Annotated in this window: 20 protein-coding genes; 6 read left to right on the top strand and 14 right to left on the bottom strand. The window is 62.7% G+C overall.

Annotated elements, in window-relative coordinates; genetic code table 11:
- Positions 1-19: 19 nt before the first annotated feature.
- Both PZL22_RS06820 and PZL22_RS06815 read right to left on the bottom strand, forming a co-directional pair.
- Entirely contained in the window at positions 20-1,183 is a 1,164-nt protein-coding gene (locus PZL22_RS06820) for an isovaleryl-CoA dehydrogenase (protein WP_010975571.1), read from the bottom strand.
- A 188-nt stretch (positions 1,184-1,371) separates the two neighbouring features.
- The gene (locus PZL22_RS06815; protein ID WP_284718344.1) at positions 1,372-1,908 is read right to left on the bottom strand and encodes a gluconokinase; all 537 of its coding nucleotides are present in this window, start codon (positions 1,906-1,908) and stop codon (positions 1,372-1,374) included.
- A 244-nt stretch (positions 1,909-2,152) separates the two neighbouring features.
- On the opposite strand from PZL22_RS06815, the gene PZL22_RS06810 reads away from it, so the two are divergent.
- The 4 genes from PZL22_RS06810 (at position 2,153) to PZL22_RS06795 (ending at position 5,479) form a co-directional block, all read left to right on the top strand.
- Complete coding sequence (locus tag PZL22_RS06810) at positions 2,153-2,611, top strand: helix-turn-helix domain-containing protein (protein WP_015243152.1); 459 nt, start codon at positions 2,153-2,155, stop codon at positions 2,609-2,611.
- 83 nt (positions 2,612-2,694) lie between these two features.
- Positions 2,695-3,426: a TfuA-like protein gene (locus PZL22_RS06805; RefSeq protein ID WP_284718343.1), complete on the top strand. Its 732-nt coding sequence runs from the start codon at positions 2,695-2,697 to the stop codon at positions 3,424-3,426.
- Between the two features lie 111 nt (positions 3,427-3,537).
- Positions 3,538-4,128, top strand: coding sequence for an ANTAR domain-containing response regulator (locus tag PZL22_RS06800; RefSeq protein WP_003534620.1), 591 nt, complete (start codon positions 3,538-3,540; stop codon positions 4,126-4,128).
- Positions 4,129-4,168: 40 nt separating this feature from the next.
- Positions 4,169-5,479, top strand: coding sequence for a CmpA/NrtA family ABC transporter substrate-binding protein (locus PZL22_RS06795; RefSeq protein WP_284718342.1), 1,311 nt, complete (start codon positions 4,169-4,171; stop codon positions 5,477-5,479).
- A 44-nt stretch (positions 5,480-5,523) separates the two neighbouring features.
- On the opposite strand, the gene PZL22_RS06790 is transcribed toward PZL22_RS06795, so the two are convergent.
- The 11 genes from PZL22_RS06790 to PZL22_RS06740 form a co-directional block, all read right to left on the bottom strand.
- On the bottom strand, positions 5,524-6,801 hold the full coding sequence (locus tag PZL22_RS06790) for an L-fuconate dehydratase (protein ID WP_284718341.1): 1,278 nt from the start codon (positions 6,799-6,801) through the stop codon (positions 5,524-5,526).
- 123 nt (positions 6,802-6,924) lie between these two features.
- Positions 6,925-7,770 (bottom strand): fumarylacetoacetate hydrolase family protein, encoded by an 846-nt coding sequence (locus tag PZL22_RS06785; protein WP_003534626.1) that lies wholly within the window; start codon positions 7,768-7,770, stop codon positions 6,925-6,927.
- A gap of 22 nt (positions 7,771-7,792) precedes the next feature.
- Positions 7,793-8,527 carry an SDR family oxidoreductase gene (locus PZL22_RS06780; protein WP_003534628.1) on the bottom strand — a complete coding sequence of 245 codons (735 nt, stop codon included), beginning with the start codon at positions 8,525-8,527 and terminating at the stop codon, positions 7,793-7,795.
- Positions 8,524-8,985, bottom strand: coding sequence for a MaoC/PaaZ C-terminal domain-containing protein (locus PZL22_RS06775; protein ID WP_284718340.1), 462 nt, complete (start codon positions 8,983-8,985; stop codon positions 8,524-8,526). Before PZL22_RS06775 ends, PZL22_RS06780 begins: the two co-directional genes overlap by 4 nt.
- Position 8,986: 1 nt before the next feature.
- Positions 8,987-10,069 (bottom strand): Gfo/Idh/MocA family protein, encoded by a 1,083-nt coding sequence (locus PZL22_RS06770; protein ID WP_284718339.1) that lies wholly within the window; start codon positions 10,067-10,069, stop codon positions 8,987-8,989.
- Entirely contained in the window at positions 10,062-10,391 is a 330-nt protein-coding gene (locus tag PZL22_RS06765; protein WP_017269248.1) for an L-rhamnose mutarotase, read from the bottom strand. The genes PZL22_RS06770 and PZL22_RS06765 overlap by 8 nt, the downstream gene beginning before the upstream one ends.
- Positions 10,392-10,403: 12 nt before the next feature.
- Positions 10,404-11,516 carry a mandelate racemase/muconate lactonizing enzyme family protein gene (locus tag PZL22_RS06760; RefSeq protein ID WP_017267029.1) on the bottom strand — a complete coding sequence of 371 codons (1,113 nt, stop codon included), beginning with the start codon at positions 11,514-11,516 and terminating at the stop codon, positions 10,404-10,406.
- Position 11,517: 1 nt separating this feature from the next.
- Entirely contained in the window at positions 11,518-12,615 is a 1,098-nt protein-coding gene (locus PZL22_RS06755; RefSeq protein ID WP_010975559.1) for an ABC transporter ATP-binding protein, read from the bottom strand.
- 6 nt (positions 12,616-12,621) lie between these two features.
- Entirely contained in the window at positions 12,622-13,488 is an 867-nt protein-coding gene (locus PZL22_RS06750; RefSeq protein WP_003534640.1) for a carbohydrate ABC transporter permease, read from the bottom strand.
- Positions 13,488-14,384 carry a carbohydrate ABC transporter permease gene (locus tag PZL22_RS06745; RefSeq protein WP_284718338.1) on the bottom strand — a complete coding sequence of 299 codons (897 nt, stop codon included), beginning with the start codon at positions 14,382-14,384 and terminating at the stop codon, positions 13,488-13,490. Before PZL22_RS06745 ends, PZL22_RS06750 begins: the two co-directional genes overlap by 1 nt.
- A 69-nt stretch (positions 14,385-14,453) precedes the next feature.
- A complete protein-coding gene (locus PZL22_RS06740) occupies positions 14,454-15,773 on the bottom strand; it encodes a type 2 periplasmic-binding domain-containing protein (RefSeq protein WP_411974188.1) in 1,320 nt (439 codons plus the stop codon).
- Positions 15,774-15,939: 166 nt separating this feature from the next.
- Between PZL22_RS06740 and PZL22_RS06735 the strand changes: the two genes are divergently transcribed.
- Entirely contained in the window at positions 15,940-16,722 is a 783-nt protein-coding gene (locus tag PZL22_RS06735; RefSeq protein ID WP_003534646.1) for an IclR family transcriptional regulator, read from the top strand.
- 50 nt (positions 16,723-16,772) lie between these two features.
- Positions 16,773-17,609: an amidohydrolase family protein gene (locus tag PZL22_RS06730; protein ID WP_198868380.1), complete on the top strand. Its 837-nt coding sequence runs from the start codon at positions 16,773-16,775 to the stop codon at positions 17,607-17,609.
- Positions 17,610-17,868: 259 nt separating this feature from the next.
- Here the strand turns inward: PZL22_RS06730 and PZL22_RS06725 are convergent, their stop codons facing one another.
- Complete coding sequence (locus tag PZL22_RS06725) at positions 17,869-18,747, bottom strand: polysaccharide deacetylase family protein (RefSeq protein WP_284718337.1); 879 nt, start codon at positions 18,745-18,747, stop codon at positions 17,869-17,871.
- Positions 18,748-18,756 lie beyond the last annotated feature (9 nt).

The following is an 18,756-nucleotide window of genomic DNA, read 5'->3' as shown; positions in this document are numbered from 1 at the left end:
CAAGCGTTACCTATTCGGCCTATTTCGTTTCGGCAAAGAGCTCCCGTCCGATCAGCATGCGACGGATCTCGCTCGTGCCCGCGCCGATCTCGTACAGCTTGGCGTCGCGCAGCAGCCGGCCTGCCGGATAATCGTTGGTGTAGCCATTGCCGCCCAGCGCCTGTATCGCCTCCAGCGCCATGGCGGTCGCCTTTTCCGCCGCATAGAGAATACAGCCGGCCGCGTCCTTACGCGCAGTCTCGCCACGGTCGCAGGCCGCCGCCACGGCATAGACATAGGCCCGCGCGGCATTCATCGTCACATACATGTCGGCAAGCTTTCCCTGCATCAACTGGAACTCGCCGATCGGTTGCCCGAACTGCTTGCGCTCATGGAGATAGGGGACGACGACATCGAGGCAAGCGGCCATGATCCCGAGCGGTCCGGCAGAAAGCACGACCCGCTCATAATCGAGGCCGGACATAAGCACCTTGACGCCCTCACCCACGCCGCCGAGCACGTTTTCCTCCGGCACCTCGCAATCCGTGAAGATGAGTTCCGACGTGTTCGATCCGCGCATGCCGAGCTTGTCGAGCTTCTGGCCGGCCGAGAAGCCGGGAAATGCCTTTTCCACCAGGAAAGCGGTGATGCCGCGCGGTCCGGCTGCCGGATCGGTCTTGGCGTAGACGACCAGGACATCTGCGTCCGGGCCGTTGGTGATCCACATCTTGCTGCCGTTCAGGACATAACGGTCGCCGCGCTTGTCTGCCTTGAGTTTCATCGAAACAACATCGGAGCCGGCGCCGGGCTCTGACATGGCAAGCGCCCCGACATGCTCGCCCGAAATCAGCTTCGGCAGATATCTGCTCTTCTGTGCCGGTTTGCCGTTGCGGTTGATCTGATTGACGCAGAGATTGGAGTGGGCGCCGTAGCTCAAGCCCACCGAAGCGGATGCGCGGCTTATCTCTTCCATCGCCACGCAATGGGCGAGATAGCCGAGTCCCGCACCGCCATGTGCCTCGTCGGCAGTGATGCCGAGCAGGCCGAGTTCTCCCATCTCCCGCCAGAGCGACATGGGAAAGGCATTGCTGCGGTCGGCATCGTCGGCAAGCGGCGCGATTCGCTCGGAAGCGAAGCGGCGCACACTCGCGCGCAGCGCATCGATCTCCTCGCCGAGCGCGAAGTTCAATCCGGCTTCAAACATTTCCATCTCCTCCCGACGCCCGCTCCACGATCTCCCCATCGCCAAGCAGAGGCGAGCCGCTGCGATCTGTCGCCGCCGCACGCCTATCGTCGTGAACGATAACATCGCCGTCGGCTAATTTCCTTCCAAAGAGCTGGCGTGCCAAGCACGATGTGCAAAGACGGCGGCAGGCATTGCGAAACGCAACCTTACAGACGGGCGAGACCTGCAAGCGCCTCGCGGACGATCTCCGCCAGCGGCTGGGCGACGTCTACGGCGACCGTCCTTACCTCCCCCCTCGGGTCCTCGAGCGTCTCAAGCTGCGTCTGCAGCAATGAGGACGGCATGAAATGCCCTGTGCGGTGGTGCATCCGCTCCGCAAGCACGGACTCGCTGCCGTGGAGAAAGACGAAGGCCAGGCCACCGGGAGCACTTTCTCGAAGCTTGTCCCTGTAGCTGCGCTTAAGGGAGGAGCAGGAAACGACGACCGGCTCCCGGCTCGCCAGCCGCTCTCCGATCGCAGCGAGCCACGGCCAGCGGTCGTCGTCGGTGAGCGGAATCCCCTCGGACATTTTCCTGATGTTTTCCGGAGGATGGAGCGCGTCGCCTTCGATGAAGGGATAGCCGCAAGCCTCGGCGATCGCCTCCCCCACCGACGATTTGCCGCTGCCCGAGACGCCCATGACGACGATCGAGCCGGGAAAGCGCCGTGCCGCGGTTGCTTCTGATTTGTACTCAACACTCATTGTCTCAGGCTTTCACTCCCTACTGATGTTCCCTTGGATCCTATCCGATTCGACGACAACGTCTCGATACATGAATGCTGCGCCTTGCCCCCGGTGCGGCACTGCCGGCCGGCGTTTCGAACTCGGCAATCATTGGAAAGTTGAGTTTTGCCACAGAAAGCGGCGCGTGCTGATTGCATCGCGGCGTCCATTCAAGCAAACTTATATGCCATAAGCTGAATCGAACTCGCGAGGAGACTACCAGATGAACAAAAAGGATCCTAACCCGATCGATGCCTTTGTCGGCTCGCGTGTTCGCATGCGCAGGCTGATGATAGGTCTGAGCCAGGAAAAGCTCGCCGACGGGCTCGGCATCACCTTTCAGCAAGTCCAGAAATACGAAAAAGGCACCAACCGCATCGGCGCCAGCCGGTTGCAGGCAATCGCCGATATACTCGGCGTCCATCCGAGCTTTTTCTTCCAGCAGGACGAAGGCAGCGCACAATCGGGCAAGCCCGCTGCCGATGTTCACGAATCCCAGGAGATTTCATCCTTCGTCGCCTCCAAGGAGGGTATCGCGCTCAACCGGGCCTTCCTGAAGATCACTGACCCGGTGCTTCGCAAGAAAATCATCTCTCTCGTCGCGGCGATGGCGCAGACGCCCGAGGCGGAGCAGACCCCGGCCCAATCCGGAAGCCGGCACGCGGAATCACTCCATGGCTGACGATCGCCATGAACATAGCTGTCCGTGACGACGATTGGCGGCGGACAGGCTGCCTCCGCCGTTCTCAAATCCACTGAGGCGGAATGAAAGTCGCATTCGTTGGCCCGACCGTTCCCGATGCAGTGCGGCTGGCCGGCAACACGCTCACGATCCGCCCGCCTGCCAGGCAGGGCGATGTTCTCCGGGCGGTGCGCGACGGCGCTGCGGCGATCGGCCTGATCGACGGCAACTTCGAATATGTCGCCCCCGTCTGGCACAAAGAAATTCTCTTCGCCCTTTCCGAGGGCGCGGCCGTCTTCGGCGCAGCGAGCATGGGTGCTCTGCGCGCGGCCGAATGCGCAGATTTCGGAATGGCAGGCATCGGCGAGATCTTTCGCCAATATGTAAGCGGCGAGGCCGAAGACGATTCCGACGTGGCACTGCTCCACGCTCCCGAGGAACTCGGCTACGCGCCGCTGACCATTCCCCTCGTCAATGTCAGGGCCACCCTCCGCCGGCTCCTGGAACTGCGATCGTTCTCCGTCGAAGATGCCGCTTGCGTCGAGGAAGCCGTCTCCTCCTTGTTCTACAAGGAACGGACCTGGGGTGCGATCGCTTCGCGCGCCCGACTGATGACGAGCGGTGATGCGCTGATCGGGAAACTGCGGGCGGGGTATGTCGACCAGAAGCGGGCCGACGGCCTTGAACTTCTGGAAGCCCTGCGCAGCCACCCGGTTGAACGGCAGCATGTGAAATGCCAATGGACGTTCCATGCGACGAGCCTCTGGAAAAGAGCGCTTGACCCGTTGCCGTCTTCCACAGGTGAACCTGCCTGAATTTACGCCAGACCGGCGGTCATCAGCATATTATTTAGGCATTAAAGTATTTCGCAAAATATTTAGGCATATCTATATTGCGAAAATTGCTGCATCGCATCATGATACGGCATGACCCATCGCGACCTCACCATTCTCGTGATTGACGAGAACGCCATCCGCGCCTCGATCATCGAGGAAGGACTGCGCGAAGCAGGACACGGCAAGGTCACCGTGATCCACGAGGTTCACGGCGTCGCCCGGGTCATCGAGACGCTCCGGCCCGACGTGATCGTCATAGACATCGAAAACCCTAACCGGGACATGATGGAGCATCTTTTCCAACTGACCCGCACGGTCGGCCGGCCGATCGCCATGTTCGTGGACCGCTCCGACACGGCCTCTATCGAGGCGGCGGTCGAGGCAGGCGTCTCGGCCTACATCGTCGACGGCCTGAAAAAGGAGCGCGTCAAGCCGATCCTCGACATGGCTGTCAGCCGCTTCAAGGCCTTCAGCCGGCTTCAGCGCGAGCTGGCGGAGGCCAAATCCGCGCTCGAGGAGCGCAAGCTCGTCGAGCGCGCCAAAGGTATTCTCATGAAAATGCGCGGTCTTTCCGAAGACGAGGCATTCGCGCTGCTGCGCCAGACGGCGATGAACGAGAAGAAAAAGATTTCGGAGATCGCGCAAAGCGTCGTGACCGCCGCCGGATTGCTGATCCGGTGACCGGCCGCTCTTTTGCTGCGGTACCTTGGGAGACACCGGAGTGAACATATTGACGAACAAAAGTGAATTCAGCGGCGAGAACCTCTCCGCCGGCGGCGCCCTGCCCGCGCCGGGAAGCATCCGCCACGAGGGTTCGCGCACCGTCCGCGCCGGATTCATCCCCCTCGTGGATGCGGCCGTGCTGATCGCCGCCGCCGAATTCGGCTTTGCGCAGCGCGAAGGCATCACCCTCGAACTCGTCAAGGACGTCTCCTGGGCGAATGTGCGCGACAGGCTTGCCTTTCGTCAGTTCGACGTGGCCCACATGCTTTCACCCATGCCGGTTGCCGCCATGCTCGGTCTCGGCTCCAATCCGTCGCCGACGATTGCGCCCTTTTCCCTGGGGCGCGGCGGCAACGCCATCACGCTCTCGACACGGCTCTACGGGCTCATGCAGCAGGCAGGAGGGCTCGGTGGAGGCGAGGATGCGTTGAAGAACGCCAAGGCCCTGGCGGCGGTCATCCGCACCGCGGGGGCAGCCGGCAAGCCGCCGCTGACGCTCGGCGTCACCTACCCCTTCTCGTCGCATAACTACGAGTTCCGCTACTGGCTCGCGGCCGGCGGCATCGATCCCGACCGCGACGTCAAGCTCGTCGTGGTGCCGCCGCCAATGACCTCCGACGCGCTGGCGGCGGGCGCGATCGACGGCTTTTGCGTCGGTGCGCCCTGGAACATGGTCGCATCCGAACGCGGCGTCGGCCGCATCGTCGCGACCAAGCAGGACATCTGGCCCTCGGCACCGGAAAAGGTCATCGGCATGCGTCCCGAATGGGCGGAGGCCAATAGGGATACGGTCTCGCGCCTGATCGTCGCGCTCGACCGCGCCGCCCGCTGGTCGGACGAACCGGCCAACCGCGGCCGCCTTGCGGAAGTCCTGGCAGAGGAGCGTCACGTGGCAGCTCCGGCCGATATCATCCGCCGGGTACTTGCGGGCGAATTCGCAATCGACCCCGAGGGAAACCGCCGCGTCGTCGAGAACTATCTCGTCTTCCACGCAGGCTTTGCCAACTACCCGCGTCCCAGCCAGGCGCTCTGGACCTACAGCCAGATGGTGCGCTGGGGCCAGACATCCTTGTCGAGGCAGCGAGTTGACGCGACCATCTCCGCCTATCGTCCGGACCTCTATCGCGAGGCGCTCGGCAAGGATGCCTTGCCGGCCGACGCGGACGCGGGCAGGCTCGAAGGAGCAACGGACGGCGATCGCTTCATGGACGGCCACGTCTTCGATCCGGGCAGGATCGAGGACTATATCAAGTCCTTTGGGGCTCCTTCCGTCGTCAATTCTCGAGTCGGTCGTCATCCTCGCGCCTGACTCGAGGATCCACACACGAGCCTCACAAGGTCGGAGCGCTCACATCAGCCGTCAAACCTGTAGTCCTTGATCGATTGTTGCTTCATTTCGATCGAGAAGCCAGGCCGCTCGGGCGGCATGTAAGCGGCGTTGCGGATCACGCACGGGTCCAGGAAGTGTTCGTGCAGGTGGTCGACATATTCGATCACCCGCCCGTCCTTCGTGCCGGAAACGGCAACGTAATCGATCATGGAAAGGTGCTGCACATATTCGCAGAGGCCGACGCCGCCGGCGTGCGGCCAGACGGGCAGCCCGTATTTCGCGGCGATCAGCAGCACCGCCAGCACCTCGTTCAGTCCGCCCATGCGGCAGGAATCGATCTGCACGATATCGATCGCGCCCTCGGCGATGAACTGCTTGAACATGATGCGGTTCTGGCACATCTCGCCGGTCGCGACCTTGACTGGTCCGATCGCTTCGCGGATCTTTCGGTGCCCGGCGACATCGTCCGGGCTCGTCGGCTCCTCGATGAAGAAGGGCTTGGCAAAGGCGAGCTTTTGCACCCATTCGATCGCCTCGCCCACTTCCCAGACCTGGTTCGCGTCGATCATCAGGTACCTGTCGGGGCCGATCACTTCACGGGCGATCCTCAGCCGGCGGATATCGTCGTCGAGGTCACGCCCGACCTTCATCTTGATGTGATCGAAGCCTGCGTCGACCGCCTCCTGCGCAAGCCGCCGGAGCTTTGCGTCGTCATAGCCGAGCCAGCCGGCAGATGTCGTGTAGCAGGGGTAGCCCTCCTTCTCAAGCGTCGCGATCCGCTCGGCCTTGCCGGGTTCGGCACGCCGCAGGATCTCGACCGCGTCGTCGCGGGTGAGAACATCCGTCAAGTAGCGGTAGTCGACGATGTCGGCGATCTCTTCCGCCGGCATGTCGGCGACGAGACGCCACACCGGCTTGCCGGCGTGCTTTGCGAGGAGGTCCCAGACGGCGTTGACTATGGCGCCGGTCGCAAGATGGATCGCGCCCTTTTCCGGGCCGATCCAGCGCAGCTGGCTGTCGCTCGTCAGGTGCCGCCAGAAGCGGCCGGGATGCTTCAAAATGTTGCTGATGTCCTGGCCGACCACGAGATGCCGCATGGCCTCGATCGCCATGCAGCATATGTCGTTGCCGCGCCCTATGGTGAAGGTGAGGCCGTGACCCGCCAGCCCCGGCCGATCCGTGTCGAGGATGACGTAAGCCGCCGAATAGTCCGGATCCGGGTTCATGGCGTCCGAACCGTCGAGGCTCGCCGAGGTCGGAAAGCGAAGGTCGAAGACGCGAAGGTCGGTGATGCGGGTCATGTTTGCTCCAATAGACCTGCAGCGCCGCGCGCCTTTTCGGGCGCGCGGAGATCACTGCGGCACTTTGATGCTGCCTGTTCGTGTCCTTCAGTCGAATAGGACCGAAGGAAACATTCGATTAGCTCAGGCGTCGGCGCGAACGCGCTGTTTCTGGCTGCCGAGGCCCTCTATGCCGAGTTCGACGACGTCGCCGGCCTTCAGATAGCGCGGCGGCTTCATGCCCATGCCGACGCCCGGCGGCGTGCCCGTCGAGATGATATCACCGGGGCGCAGCGACATGAACTGCGACAGATAAGAGACGAGATAGGCGGCGCCGTAGACCATCGTCTTGGTCGAGCCGTCCTGCATCGTCTCGCCGTTGACCTTCAGCCACATTGCGAGATCCTGCGGGTCCGCCACCTCGTCCTTGGTGACAAGCCACGGTCCGGTCGGCCCGAAGGTGTCGCAGGATTTGCCCTTCGTCCACTGACCGTGACGTTCCGTCTGGAAAGCGCGTTCGGAGACATCGTGGACCGTGCAATAGCCGGCGACGTAGTCGAGTGCCTCGGCTTCGCTCACATATTTCGCCGTCTTTCCGATCACGATGCCGAGTTCCACTTCCCAGTCGGTCTTTTCCGAACCACGCGGCAGGACCAGATCGTCGTTCGGCCCGACGATCGCGGAGGTCGCCTTCATGAAGATGATCGGCTCCGGCGGCACGGTCGCGCCCGTCTCGGCGGCGTGATCGGAATAGTTGAGGCCGATGCAGATGAACTTTCCCGTACCTGCGACGCAGGGACCAAGCCTCGGATTGCCGGACACGGCGGGCAGCGTCTCGACATCGAGATTCGCGAGTTCGTCAAGCTTGCTGGGGTCGAGCGCCCCGGCGGCGAGATCGGATACGTGGCCGGAAAGATCGCGGATGATGCCGTCGGAACCGAGAAGACCCGGCTTTTCCTGGCCCGGTTCGCCATAACGAAGAAGTTTCATGTGCTTTTCCCTGATTGAGCGTTCAAATGGTCCAGCCGCCGTCGATGGCGTAGGCCTGGCCGGAGGTGTAGGTGGCGCCGGCGAGATAGACGGCAAGGTCGGCGATCTCTTCGGGCGTGCCGAGGCGGCCCATCGGCTGGCGGGAGATAAAGGCCGCACGCGCCGTTTCGTAGTCTCCCTGTGCCCGCATGCGGCTTTCGAGCGACGGGCTTTCGACCGTTCCCGGGCAGATCGCATTGCAGCGAATGCCGTCGCCTACATAATCCGCCGCAACGGCTTTCGTCAGCCCGATGACGGCTGCTTTGGTCACGCCATAGGCGAAGCGGTTCGGCACGCCTTTAATGCTGGAGGCCACCGAGGCCATATTGACGATCGACCCGTCCTTGCGTGCGATCATGCCGGGCAGCACCGCACGGATGGTGCGGATCATCGACTTCACGTTCAGATCGAAGGCGAAATCGAGGTCCTCGTCCTTCATCGTGAGCACCGAGCCTGCATGGACGAAACCGGCGCAGTTGAAAAGCACGTCCACGGCCCCGATCTCGGCGACCAGCGCTTCGACCGCAGCGGTGTCGAGGACGTCCAGCCGGTGGGTGCTGATGCCCGCCTCACCTTCAAGGCTACCAACGGCGTCCGCGTTGATATCGGTCGCATGGACCTTGGCACCGGCCTTGGCGAAGGCAAGTGCGGTTGCGCGTCCTATGCCCTGCGCCGCAGCTGTTACGAGGACGACCTTTCCGGCAAGGTTCGCTGTCATTGGTTAGTTCCCTCAGGTTTGCGTTCGACGATCAGAATGTGATCCGCGGCAAGAACGACCTCGCCGCGCTGGTTGATGACCTCGCACCGCTCGACGACCCGGCCGGCCCTCGGGCGCTTCGGATCGTCTTCCTTGGCGGCGATGGTGACGCGGGTGCGGATCGTATCGCCGATATGGACAGGGCGGACGAATCGCAGACGGTCGTAACCGTAAGAGAAGGCGACCGGGTTGATCAAGGAGGCGGTGAGCCCGACACCGATCGAGAAGATCATCGTGCCGTGGGCAATGCGCTGACCGCCGGGGAGCGTTTTGGCAAACTCCGCGTCCATGTGATGGGGGAAGAAATCACCCGTGTGCCCGGCATGGACCACGAAGTCCGTTTCCGTGATCGTGCGTCCGCTCGTCAGCCGCACATGGCCCTGTTCGTAGTCCTCGTAATAGATCGTCTGCTCGCTCATTTTAATTTTCCAATGGAAGCGCAGCGATCGGCGTTGCCGGGCGCGCGCTCGATTGATAGGCGGCCTCCACCAGGGCCATGGTCCGCCATGCGTCCTCGACGGACCCTATGAGTTCATCATCCTCGCCGCCGGCATGGCGTTGCAGATTGGCCATGCGGTTGGCGAAGGCATCGGGGAACCAGGAACCTTCAAGCGGCACCTGAATCCAGTCGGCACCTCCGGCTGGGCGAATCCACAGCTCGTCCGGCTCGCCACGCGGGTAGTCGAGATTGACGCCGAGTTTGACATAGGCGGCACCCCTCGTCCCACAGATGCGGAATTCACAGGCCTGGAACCTCCGCCCGAAATCGTGGTCGTGATTGACGGAAAGCACGCAGCGCACGGCATCGCCGTAATCGAGGATCGCGGCGGTGCGGGTCTGGGCCACATCGTGGTTCGGATGGCCGATGGTCTTGGCGTGAACACCCCGCGGATCGCCGAGAAGACTGCGCACGAGATCCAGGTAGTGGATGGAATGCATCGCGATCTCGATGCGCGGCAGCCCCTTCAGGAACGGCCAGAGCCCCCAGGGCGTGGCAAGCGCCAGCCAGGCGTCGAAATCGACCACCTCGCCGAGATAGCCCCTGGCGATCGCATCCTTGAGCGCCAGCATCATCGGCGCGAAGCGGAGCTGAAAGTTCGCCGCCGCCCTGATGTTTCGCTCACGGCAGATTTCGAGAATTCCGGTCGCCGCCGCAAGATCGCTGCCCAGCGGCTTCTGTATCAGCGCAAAGGAGCCCTTCGGCAGTTTCGAGAGGATCGAGGCGTGCGCTGCCGGCGGCGTCGCGAGATCGAAGATCGAGTTCTCCGCCGAAAGAGCTTCCTCCTCGCTCGTAAACGCCATGACATCCGACGCCCGCGCGAGCGCCGCCGCCTTCCCGGCGTCCGGATCGAAGATGCCGGCCACCGGGAAGCCTGCGTTCCTATAGGCCGGAAGATGGGCGTCGCCGACGATGCTGCCCGCACCGAAGATGACGATGGGGCGTGGCGCAACCGGCTTCGGCCACCATTGCCGCAGCGATGAGGGATCGAATGTCTCAGTCATGGTGGAAGACTTCCTCCATCATCGCCCACCACTCGCCTTGCCTGCGGCTTTCGAGCGGCTTCTGGCAGGGCATGCACACCGACCACCATTCCTGGTTCTTCGGATGTGCCACCATTTTCGTCATGTCGGCTTCGAAGTCCTCCCCGACATATTCCCAGTAGCCGAAGAGAAGATTTTCCGGCTCCTTCAGGAAGATCGAATAATTGGTGATGTTGCACTCGCTGATCAGCGCGAGGATCTCCGGCCAGACGGCCGCATGCAGCCGCTTGTATTCAGCAATTTTCGAAGGCTCGAGCCCGATCACCATTCCCATTCTCTGCATGACCGTTCCCTTCTACCGGCGGAACTCGCGGGTGAACTCGGCGACCGAGCGCGCCTTTACCGCTTCCCAGTCCCAGGCGATGCCGATGCCGGGATCGGAGGGCGCGATCGCCCTGCCCTCCCGGATCTCCATTCCCTTCTGCGTCAGATCATCGAGCTGCGGAATGTACTCGACATACTTCCCATTGGGCACCGCGCAAACGAGGCTCACATGCAGTTCCATCAGGAAATGCGGGCAGACGGGAATGTCGAAGGCTTCCGCCGCATGGGCCACTTTCAGCCAGGGGGTGATGCCGCCGATCCGCGCCACGTCCACCTGGACGATCGAGCAGGCGCCCTTCTGCATATATTCGCGGAAATGGCGGATCGAATAGATGGATTCGCCGACGGCGATCGGCGTCGGCGTCGACCGCGTCAGACGGATGTGGCCGTCGAGATCGTCCGCCGGCAACGGTTCCTCGATCCAGGCGAGATCAAGCTCGCGGAGCCGGGCGGCGCGGCGGATCGCCTCGTCGACGGTGAAGCCCTGGTTGCAATCCGTCATGATTTCAAAGCCGTCGCCAAGGGCTGCGCGCATGGCTGAGAGCCTATCGTAATCCTCCGCCCCGCTCGGCTTGCCGATCTTGACCTTCGATCCGGAGAAGCCCTTGGCCTTCGCCTGCAATGCGTCGTCTACGAGGGCCTGTTTTTCGATGTGCAGCCAGCCGCCCTCGGTGGTGTAAAGCGGGCAGCTTTCCTTCGCCCCACCCGCCAGTTTCCAGAGCGGCAGCTTCTGCTTCTTCGCCCGCAGGTCCCATAGCGCCGTGTCCACGGCGGCGAGCGCCAAGGCCGTGATGGCGCCGATGGTCGTCGCATGCGTCGCGAACTCCATCTTCTGCCAAAGTGCCTCGATGCAGTCCGCATCTTCCCCGAGCAGGATCGGAACCAGGTGATCGGAGAGCAGCCGCATGACGGAGGATCCGCCGGTGCCGATCGTGTAGCTGTAGCCCGTGCCGGTCGCGCCGTCGGCATCCGTGATCGTGACGATCGGCGTCTCCTGGCTCACGAAGCTCTGGATGGCATCGGTCCGCTTGACCTTCGGCGGAAGATCCACCATTCGCAGTTCTATTTTCTCGATCCTAGCCATGTCAGCTTGCCAAAGCCCTTCCGGTCTCGCCGTCGAAGAGATGCGCCCGGGCCAGATCGAAGCTCATGGGCACCGCCTCGCCGGGGCGCAGCGGCCGCGGGTTGAGCATGCGCGAGACCCAGTCCCGCCCGTTGAACTGAGTGAAAACCAGGGTTTCGTTGCCCAGCGGTTCGGTGATCGTGACCGGAAGCTCAATCTCGTGGACGGCGTCCGCATCGCCGGCATGGAGGCCGTGCCCCGAAGGATAGACATCGTCCGGCCTGAGCCCGAAGGTCACTTTCTGGCCCTCGCGAACCAAGGATCGGAAGCGTGGCGGAAGCGGCAGGGTCGCGCCGCTGGCAAAGGCCAGCTTTCCGTCCGTCAGAACCGCCTCCTCCATGTTCATCGGCGGCGAGCCGATGAAGCCGGCGACGAACTTGGTCGCCGGGCGGCGGAAGACATCCTCCGGCGTGCCCACCTGCTCGATATGCCCGTCGCGCATGATGACGATGCGGTCGGAAAGCGTCATCGCCTCCACCTGATCGTGGGTGACGTAGATCATCGTCGCCTGCATGCGGGCGTGCAGTTTCTTGATCTCGGTGCGCACCTGGGTCCTGAGCTTCGCATCGAGATTCGATAGAGGCTCATCGAAGAGAAAGACGTCCGGCTGCCGCACGATCGCGCGTCCCATGGCGACGCGCTGGCGCTGGCCGCCCGACAGTTGCGAAGGGCGGCGTTCGAGAAGATGGGCGAGATCGAGGATCGCCGCTGCCTCGGCAACACGCGTCTTGATCTCTTCCGCCGGACGCCCGGCGATTTTCAGCGAGAAGCCCATATTCTCGGCAACCGTCATATGCGGGTAGAGTGCATATGACTGAAAGACCATCGAGATGTTGCGCGCCCGCGGCGGCAGGTCATTGACCTTCCGCCCGCCGATCTCGATCGCGCCGCCGCTGACCTCTTCGAGCCCGGCGATCATGCGCAGCGTCGTCGACTTGCCGCAGCCCGAAGGTCCGACGAGCGCGATGAATTCGCGATCCTTCACTTCGAGATCGATGCCGTGCACGACTTCCAGAGCGCCGTAGCGCTTGACGAGTTTCTTGAGCGTAACGGGCGCCATGAACGATTATCCTTTCACCGCGCCGAAGGTCAGGCCCGAGACGAGGTGCTTCTGAATGATGAAGGTGAGGGTCAACGCCGGAACGATCATGACGACCGCAAGCGCGCACATGCCGCGCCAGTCGATGGTGAATTCGGCGGTGTAGTCGAGGAGCCCCACGGGCAAGGTCTTGGAATTGACGGAGCGGGTAATCTGCGAAGCGAGCGCATATTCGTTCCAGGAGGTCAGGAAAGCGAAGATACCGGCCGACGCAATGCCCGGGCCGGCGAGCGGAAACTCCACCTGCCAGAAGGCCTGCCAGGGCGTGCAGCCGTCGATCTGCGCGGCTTCCGCGAGGTCTTTCGGCACCTGGCGGAAGAATCCGTCGATCAGCCAGATCGTGAAGGGAACGTTGAGCGCGACATAGGTGAGGATCAGCGAGAAATGCGTATCGATGATGCCGGTGCGCGCATAGAGCATGAAGAGCGGCAGCGACAGCGCGATGCCCGGCACCGCGCGCGTCAGCATGAAGCCGAGGAAGATCGCCGACTTCGCCTTGAACCGGTAGCGCGCAAAGGCATAGCCGCCGGAAAGGCCGATCGCCAGCGCGATGACGGTGGAGGTGACCGATACGATCAGCGAGTTGCGGAAATAGTCCCAGACCGGGACGCCGCCCTGCCCGGCACCCGAGAACATCGCCCGGTAGGCGTCGAGCGAGAGCGTCTCCGGGATCCAGACCGGCGGCTTGGCCATGATCTCGACCGTCGGCCGCAGTGACGAAAGCACGATCCAAAGACCCGGCAGGCAGATGACCAGCATGGCGAGAAAGAGCCCCGCCAGGTGCGCGACCTTCAGCAACCGCCGCCTGAGGCGATGAGACGCGTTCGTATCCATTACCACTCGGCTCCGATCTGCTGGCGCGCCGCGGCGAGCTTGCGGAAGAAATAGACGGTGAAGAAGATCGACAGCAGGATGGCGACATAGGCCATTGCGTTGGCCATCCCCATGCGGGCGTCGCCATAGGCGGTGCGTCCGATAAGCGTCCAGAGCAGTTCGGTGCGCTTGGCCGGGCCGCCATCCGTCATGATCTTGACGATGTCGTAGGCGCGCGCGACATCGAGCGAGCGGATCGTCATCGCGATGAAGGCGAAGGGCATCAGATAGGGCCAGGTGACGTAGCGGAAGGTCTGCCACGGCGTGCAGCCGTCGACATGGGCCGCTTCGACCGGATCCTTGGGCATGGCAAGCAGCCCGGCGAGAATGAGGATCGCAAAAACCGCGGTCGACGACCAGACCTCGGCGACGATGATCGAGAAGAGCGCGAGATTGCCGTCGATCAGCCAGGGAATGGCGCGGTCGGTGAGGCCCAGCGACTGCAGCGCGTTGTTGACGAAGCCGATATTGTCGTTGAACAGGAACTTGAACTGGAAGCCCACCAGCACCGGCGAGAACATCATCGGAAACATCATCGCGGTCCGCAGCGCCCGCTGGCCGTAAGTCGCCTTGTTGACGAGCAGCGCCAGGCCAAGACCGAGGAACATCTCGGCGTTGAGGGCGACGGTGAGCAGGAGCACCGTCCGGCCGAACGCGACCCAAAATTCGGCATTGGTGAGGACGTTCACATAGTTGCGAAAACCGATGAAGACCCAAAGCGAGTCCGGCTTCGTCAGGCGGAACGGCGTGAAACTGGAATAAAGCGAGAAGATGAGCGGCAGCACGATGAAGACTGCCAGGACGATGAAGGCCGGAAGCAGTAGATGCGTGGGTGCTGACAGTTTCGAGAGCTTCATCGGAGATCCTGGGAAGAGTTCACATGCGCCGCGGCGCCGAAACGGTCCGGCGCCGCCTTTCAACCGGGATCAGAGCTTGCCGGCGTCTTCGAGAATGCCGGTCGCCTTTTCGGCGGCGGCGTCGAGCGCTTCCTTCGACGTCTTGTCGCCGAGGATCGCCGCCTGCAGCTCCGGATAGACCGCGTTGGAGATCTCGATCCACTCAGCCGTCTGCGGCACCGGGAAGGCATGCTTTGCCGCTTCCTGGAAGGCCTGCAGGACCTCGGTTTTGTAGGCGTCGCCTTCAGCGGCCTTGATGTTGAAGTCCCAGACCGCGCTTCGCGTCGGCAGCGGGCCGGCGGCGGATTCGAGCTTCTGGCTGTCCTCGTTGGTCAGCCACCAGACGAGCGAGGCGGCTGCCTCCTTGTCGGCGCAGGATTCGGTCACCGAGAAGCCGTGATGCCCGGACCAGCCGGTGCGCTTGCCGGAGGAGCCGGCCGGCTGAACCTTCACGCCGACATTGCCGGCGACCTTCGACGATTTCGGATCGTTGAAGAAGGATGCCCAGCCAGGCCAGTCGAGATTGACCGCGATCGAGCCCGAGGCGAAGCCCTGTCCGAGATCGTCCCAGAGATAGTTGGTGGTGCCCGGCGGTACCGCCTTGTCCTTGTAGAGCTTGACGAACCATTCGAGGGCGCGCACGCCCGCGTCCGAATTGAAGGCCGGGCGGCCGTCGTTGTCGAGATATTCACCACCCTCGGCGACCAGCATTTCGTAGAAGCGGCCGTTGATCGCTTCCTCCTTGCCGGCGAACTGGGTGCCGTAGAAATTCGGTGGAGCGGCGAAGAATTCCGCCTGATCGCTCACCTGAGCCCAGGTGTCCGGCGGCGCGAGGTCATAGCCGTATTTGGCCTTGAATTCGGTCTTCTTCGCCTCGTCCTGATAGAGGCTCTTCTGGAAATACAGCGCGGAGACGTCGAACTGCGCCCGCGGCAGCATGACGAGCTTGCCGTCGAGCGTCGAGGCGTCGATCACCGCCAGCACGAATTTGGCCACTTCCTCGGAAGGGATGAGGCCGAAGAGGTCCGCATAGATGTCCGGATATTGCGGCGCGAAGGAGGAATGATTCGAACCGACGCACCAGGTGAGGCCGCCGGTGGCGATGTCGGACTTGATCTCCTTGTCCAGTTCGAAGTGGTTCTTCTTCGACAGGATATTGACCTTGGCGCCCGTCGCTTTCTCCCATTCACCGATGCGCTCGTAGAGTTTTTCGTACTGCTGTCCACCGATCAGTTTGGCGTCGATGGTCACGCCCTCGAACTTGCCGGGCAGGTCCGCGGCCTTGGCCGCCCCCATTGCGCAAGCAAGCATGATCACTCCGGCCGATACGCCGGAAAGCAGCCTGTTCATTGTATTTCCTCCGCTGAACACGCCCTTCTCCAGGAGCATGAGTCCTCATCTGTGAGAGACTGATTTATATACAAACGATAAATTTATGGATGGTCAAGGGCATTCCCTTCCGTCTTCCGCTTTTCATGCGTATATGGAGAGGAATATTCATCTGGGAGAGACGCGGATGGACAATGAAGAGTCCGACAAGTATCGCGCGCCGGCACTCGACAAGGGCCTGGACATTCTGGAACTGCTTGCCAGCGTCGACGGCGGCCTCACGCAGGCGGAGATTTCGAAGAGGCTGAACCGCAGCCCGAACGAGTTCTACCGCATGCTCGACAGGCTCGTACGCCGCGGCTACGTGACCCGTATCGACGGCGATCTCTATTCGCTGACCCTGAAGCTCTTCGGATTGGCGCAGTTGCACGCGCCCGTGCGCCGGCTCGCTTCCTTCGCCACGCCGCTGATGCGTGAGCTCGCCCAGAGGTCGAAGCAGGCCAACCAACTCGCTGTCTTCGACCGCGGCTCCGCCGTCGTGATCGCCCAGCAGGAGGCGCCGGATTATTGGGGTATTTCGATCCGGGTGGGCTCGCATATCAGCCTGTTCGACACCGGATCGGGCCACGTGCTGCTTGCATTCCGTTCGCCGGAGGAACGGGAGATGATGATCTCCGAGCACGTGCGCAGCAGGGACGAGATCAATCTCACCCCGGAATTCTACGCCCGTCTCGACCAGATCCGCGAGCGCGGCTACGAGATGATGGCAAGTGCCCAGACCGCCGGTGTCTACAACCTCTCGGCCCCGATCCTGGGGCCCGACGGGCGCAGCATCGCGGCGCTCACCTGCCCTTATATCTCCCTGGTCAACAATCCTTCGGCCCCTGACATCACCGAGACCATATCGCTCCTGCTCAAGACAGCATCGCAGCTTTCGGCGCTCGCCGGTGCCGATGTCGCGCAGAGCTGATCCGCGCCGAAAAGATCGACTTCTTGTTTGAACGAAGAGGAGGAGCAGCCTTGATCATCGACACGCATCTGCATCTGATTGACAAATCCGCGCTCAACTATCCGTGGCTCGCCGGCGTTCCCGCGCTCGATCGCGATTTTCTCTATGCCACGTATGCGGCGGAGGCAAAGCGCGTCGGCATTGCCGCCTCGCTGCATATGGAAGTGGACGTCGACCCGGCGGAGATCGAACTCGAAACGCGCGAGGTCGCGCGTCTTGCGGGCGAACCCGGAAGCCTCCTCAAAGGCGCGATCGCGGCTTGCCGCCCGGAAGAGGAAGGCTTCGCCGCCTATCTCGAGCGGCAGGAGGAGAACGCCTTCGTCAAGGGTTTCAGGCGGGTGCTGCACGTCGTTGCCGACGACCTCTCGGAGCAGCCTCTCTTCCGCGAAAACGTCAAGCGGCTCTCGGGCAGCCGATTCACCTTCGATCTTTGCGTCCTGCCGCATCAGATTCCGAAAGCGATTGCGCTCGCCGACCTCGCGCCCGACGTTCGGTTCATTCTCGATCATTGCGGCGTTCCGGACATAAAGGGTCACGCGGAGCACCCCTGGCGCGGCCATATGACCGAGATCGCCCGCCGCCCCAATGTGGTCGCCAAGATCTCCGGCGTGGTCGCCTATGCGGAGGAGGACTGGGCGCTAGACTCCATCCGCCCCTATGTCGAGCACACGATCGCGGTTTTCGGATGGGACCGGGTGGTCTGGGGCAGCGACTGGCCGGTCTGCACCCTCGGCGGCAACCTCTCGACCTGGGTCGCGGCCACCCAGGCCCTCATCGAAGGCTGCAGTCCCCAGGAACGGAGGAAGCTTCTCTCCGGCAACGCGCAACGGATCTGGAATCTGATCTGATAGTTGCTTCCACCTCATCCATTGTGCTCGTCACAGGGATCCAGCAGCGACGCGTCTGCAGCTCAGAAGAGTCTATTCAGCCCAAGGACTTGGCCTGGCTGGATTCCTGTGACAAGCACAGGAATGAGGACGGAGGAAAGGTGCTGCCGCACCCAGCTTAGTCAGGTTTGCTAAGTCGACCGCGGCACGTATGCCGGATGCTCTTCTCTCCCTCATCCCTATGCTCGTCAAAGGGGATGAGGGGGTGCGGTAGGCGCCGTCATGATGCGCGCCGTTGCCGTTCCAGCGTTTCGAAATGGTCGGCGATCTCCTTGCCGGTTGCGATCCACACGTCGCCTTTTGCCTGAACATGGCGCAGGAAGTCGCGAAGGAGGTGCCAGCGCATCGGACGACCGGACACTTGCGGGTGCAGGACGAGCGTCGTGACGCCGCCCCAGGCATGGGTGGCTTCGAATTCGTCGATCCAGAGGGCGAGGACGGCTTCGCGGCCGAAGAGCGGCCGCCCGCTGGAGCGGCTGGACATGCCGAAATTCCAGTCGTCGAATGCGAAATTGACCGGAATCTCCACTGGGCCCGGCACGCCGTCCGCCGACGCGTGCCGGTAGGGCAGGATGTCGTCGCGAAACGAGCTGGAATAGCGGATGCCCGATTTGGCAAGATAGGCGATCAGCTCGGGAAAGTTCTCTCCCGAGGGCGCGCGGTAACCGACGGGACGGATTCCGAACGCCCGCTGCAACGCCTCGAAGCCGCGGTCGATCTCCTCGAATGTCTCCTCCAGCCGGTCGCGATCCGGCATCTTGTGAAGAAAGCCGTGGTGACCGATCTCGTGTCCGGCCGCGACTATTCTCTCGCAGGCTTCGGGATGGGCAAGCGCCGTCCATCCGGGCGTGAAGAATGTCGCCTTCATCGCCAGTTCCGCCATCAGTTCGACGATCCTGGCGATGCCGACGCGCGCATCGTAGCCGCCATGGGAGGTGGTCACCATCCGGTCGACATTCGAAGGGTTGTTGCCGATCCATGCGGTTTCGGCGTCCACGTCGAAGCCGATGAAGACGGCGCTCTTCGCGCCGTTCGGCCAGGTCATCGCCGGCGTTTGCGGCGCCGGATTGAGCGGACGCGGCGTCAGGTCGTAGATCATGACGAAATC

The organism is Ensifer meliloti, from assembly GCF_030064585.1.
GTDB classification, from domain to species: domain Bacteria; phylum Pseudomonadota; class Alphaproteobacteria; order Rhizobiales; family Rhizobiaceae; genus Sinorhizobium; species Sinorhizobium meliloti.
The sequence above is the reverse complement of the archived record's forward strand: the minus strand, read 5'-3'. Positions and strand labels throughout refer to the sequence as shown.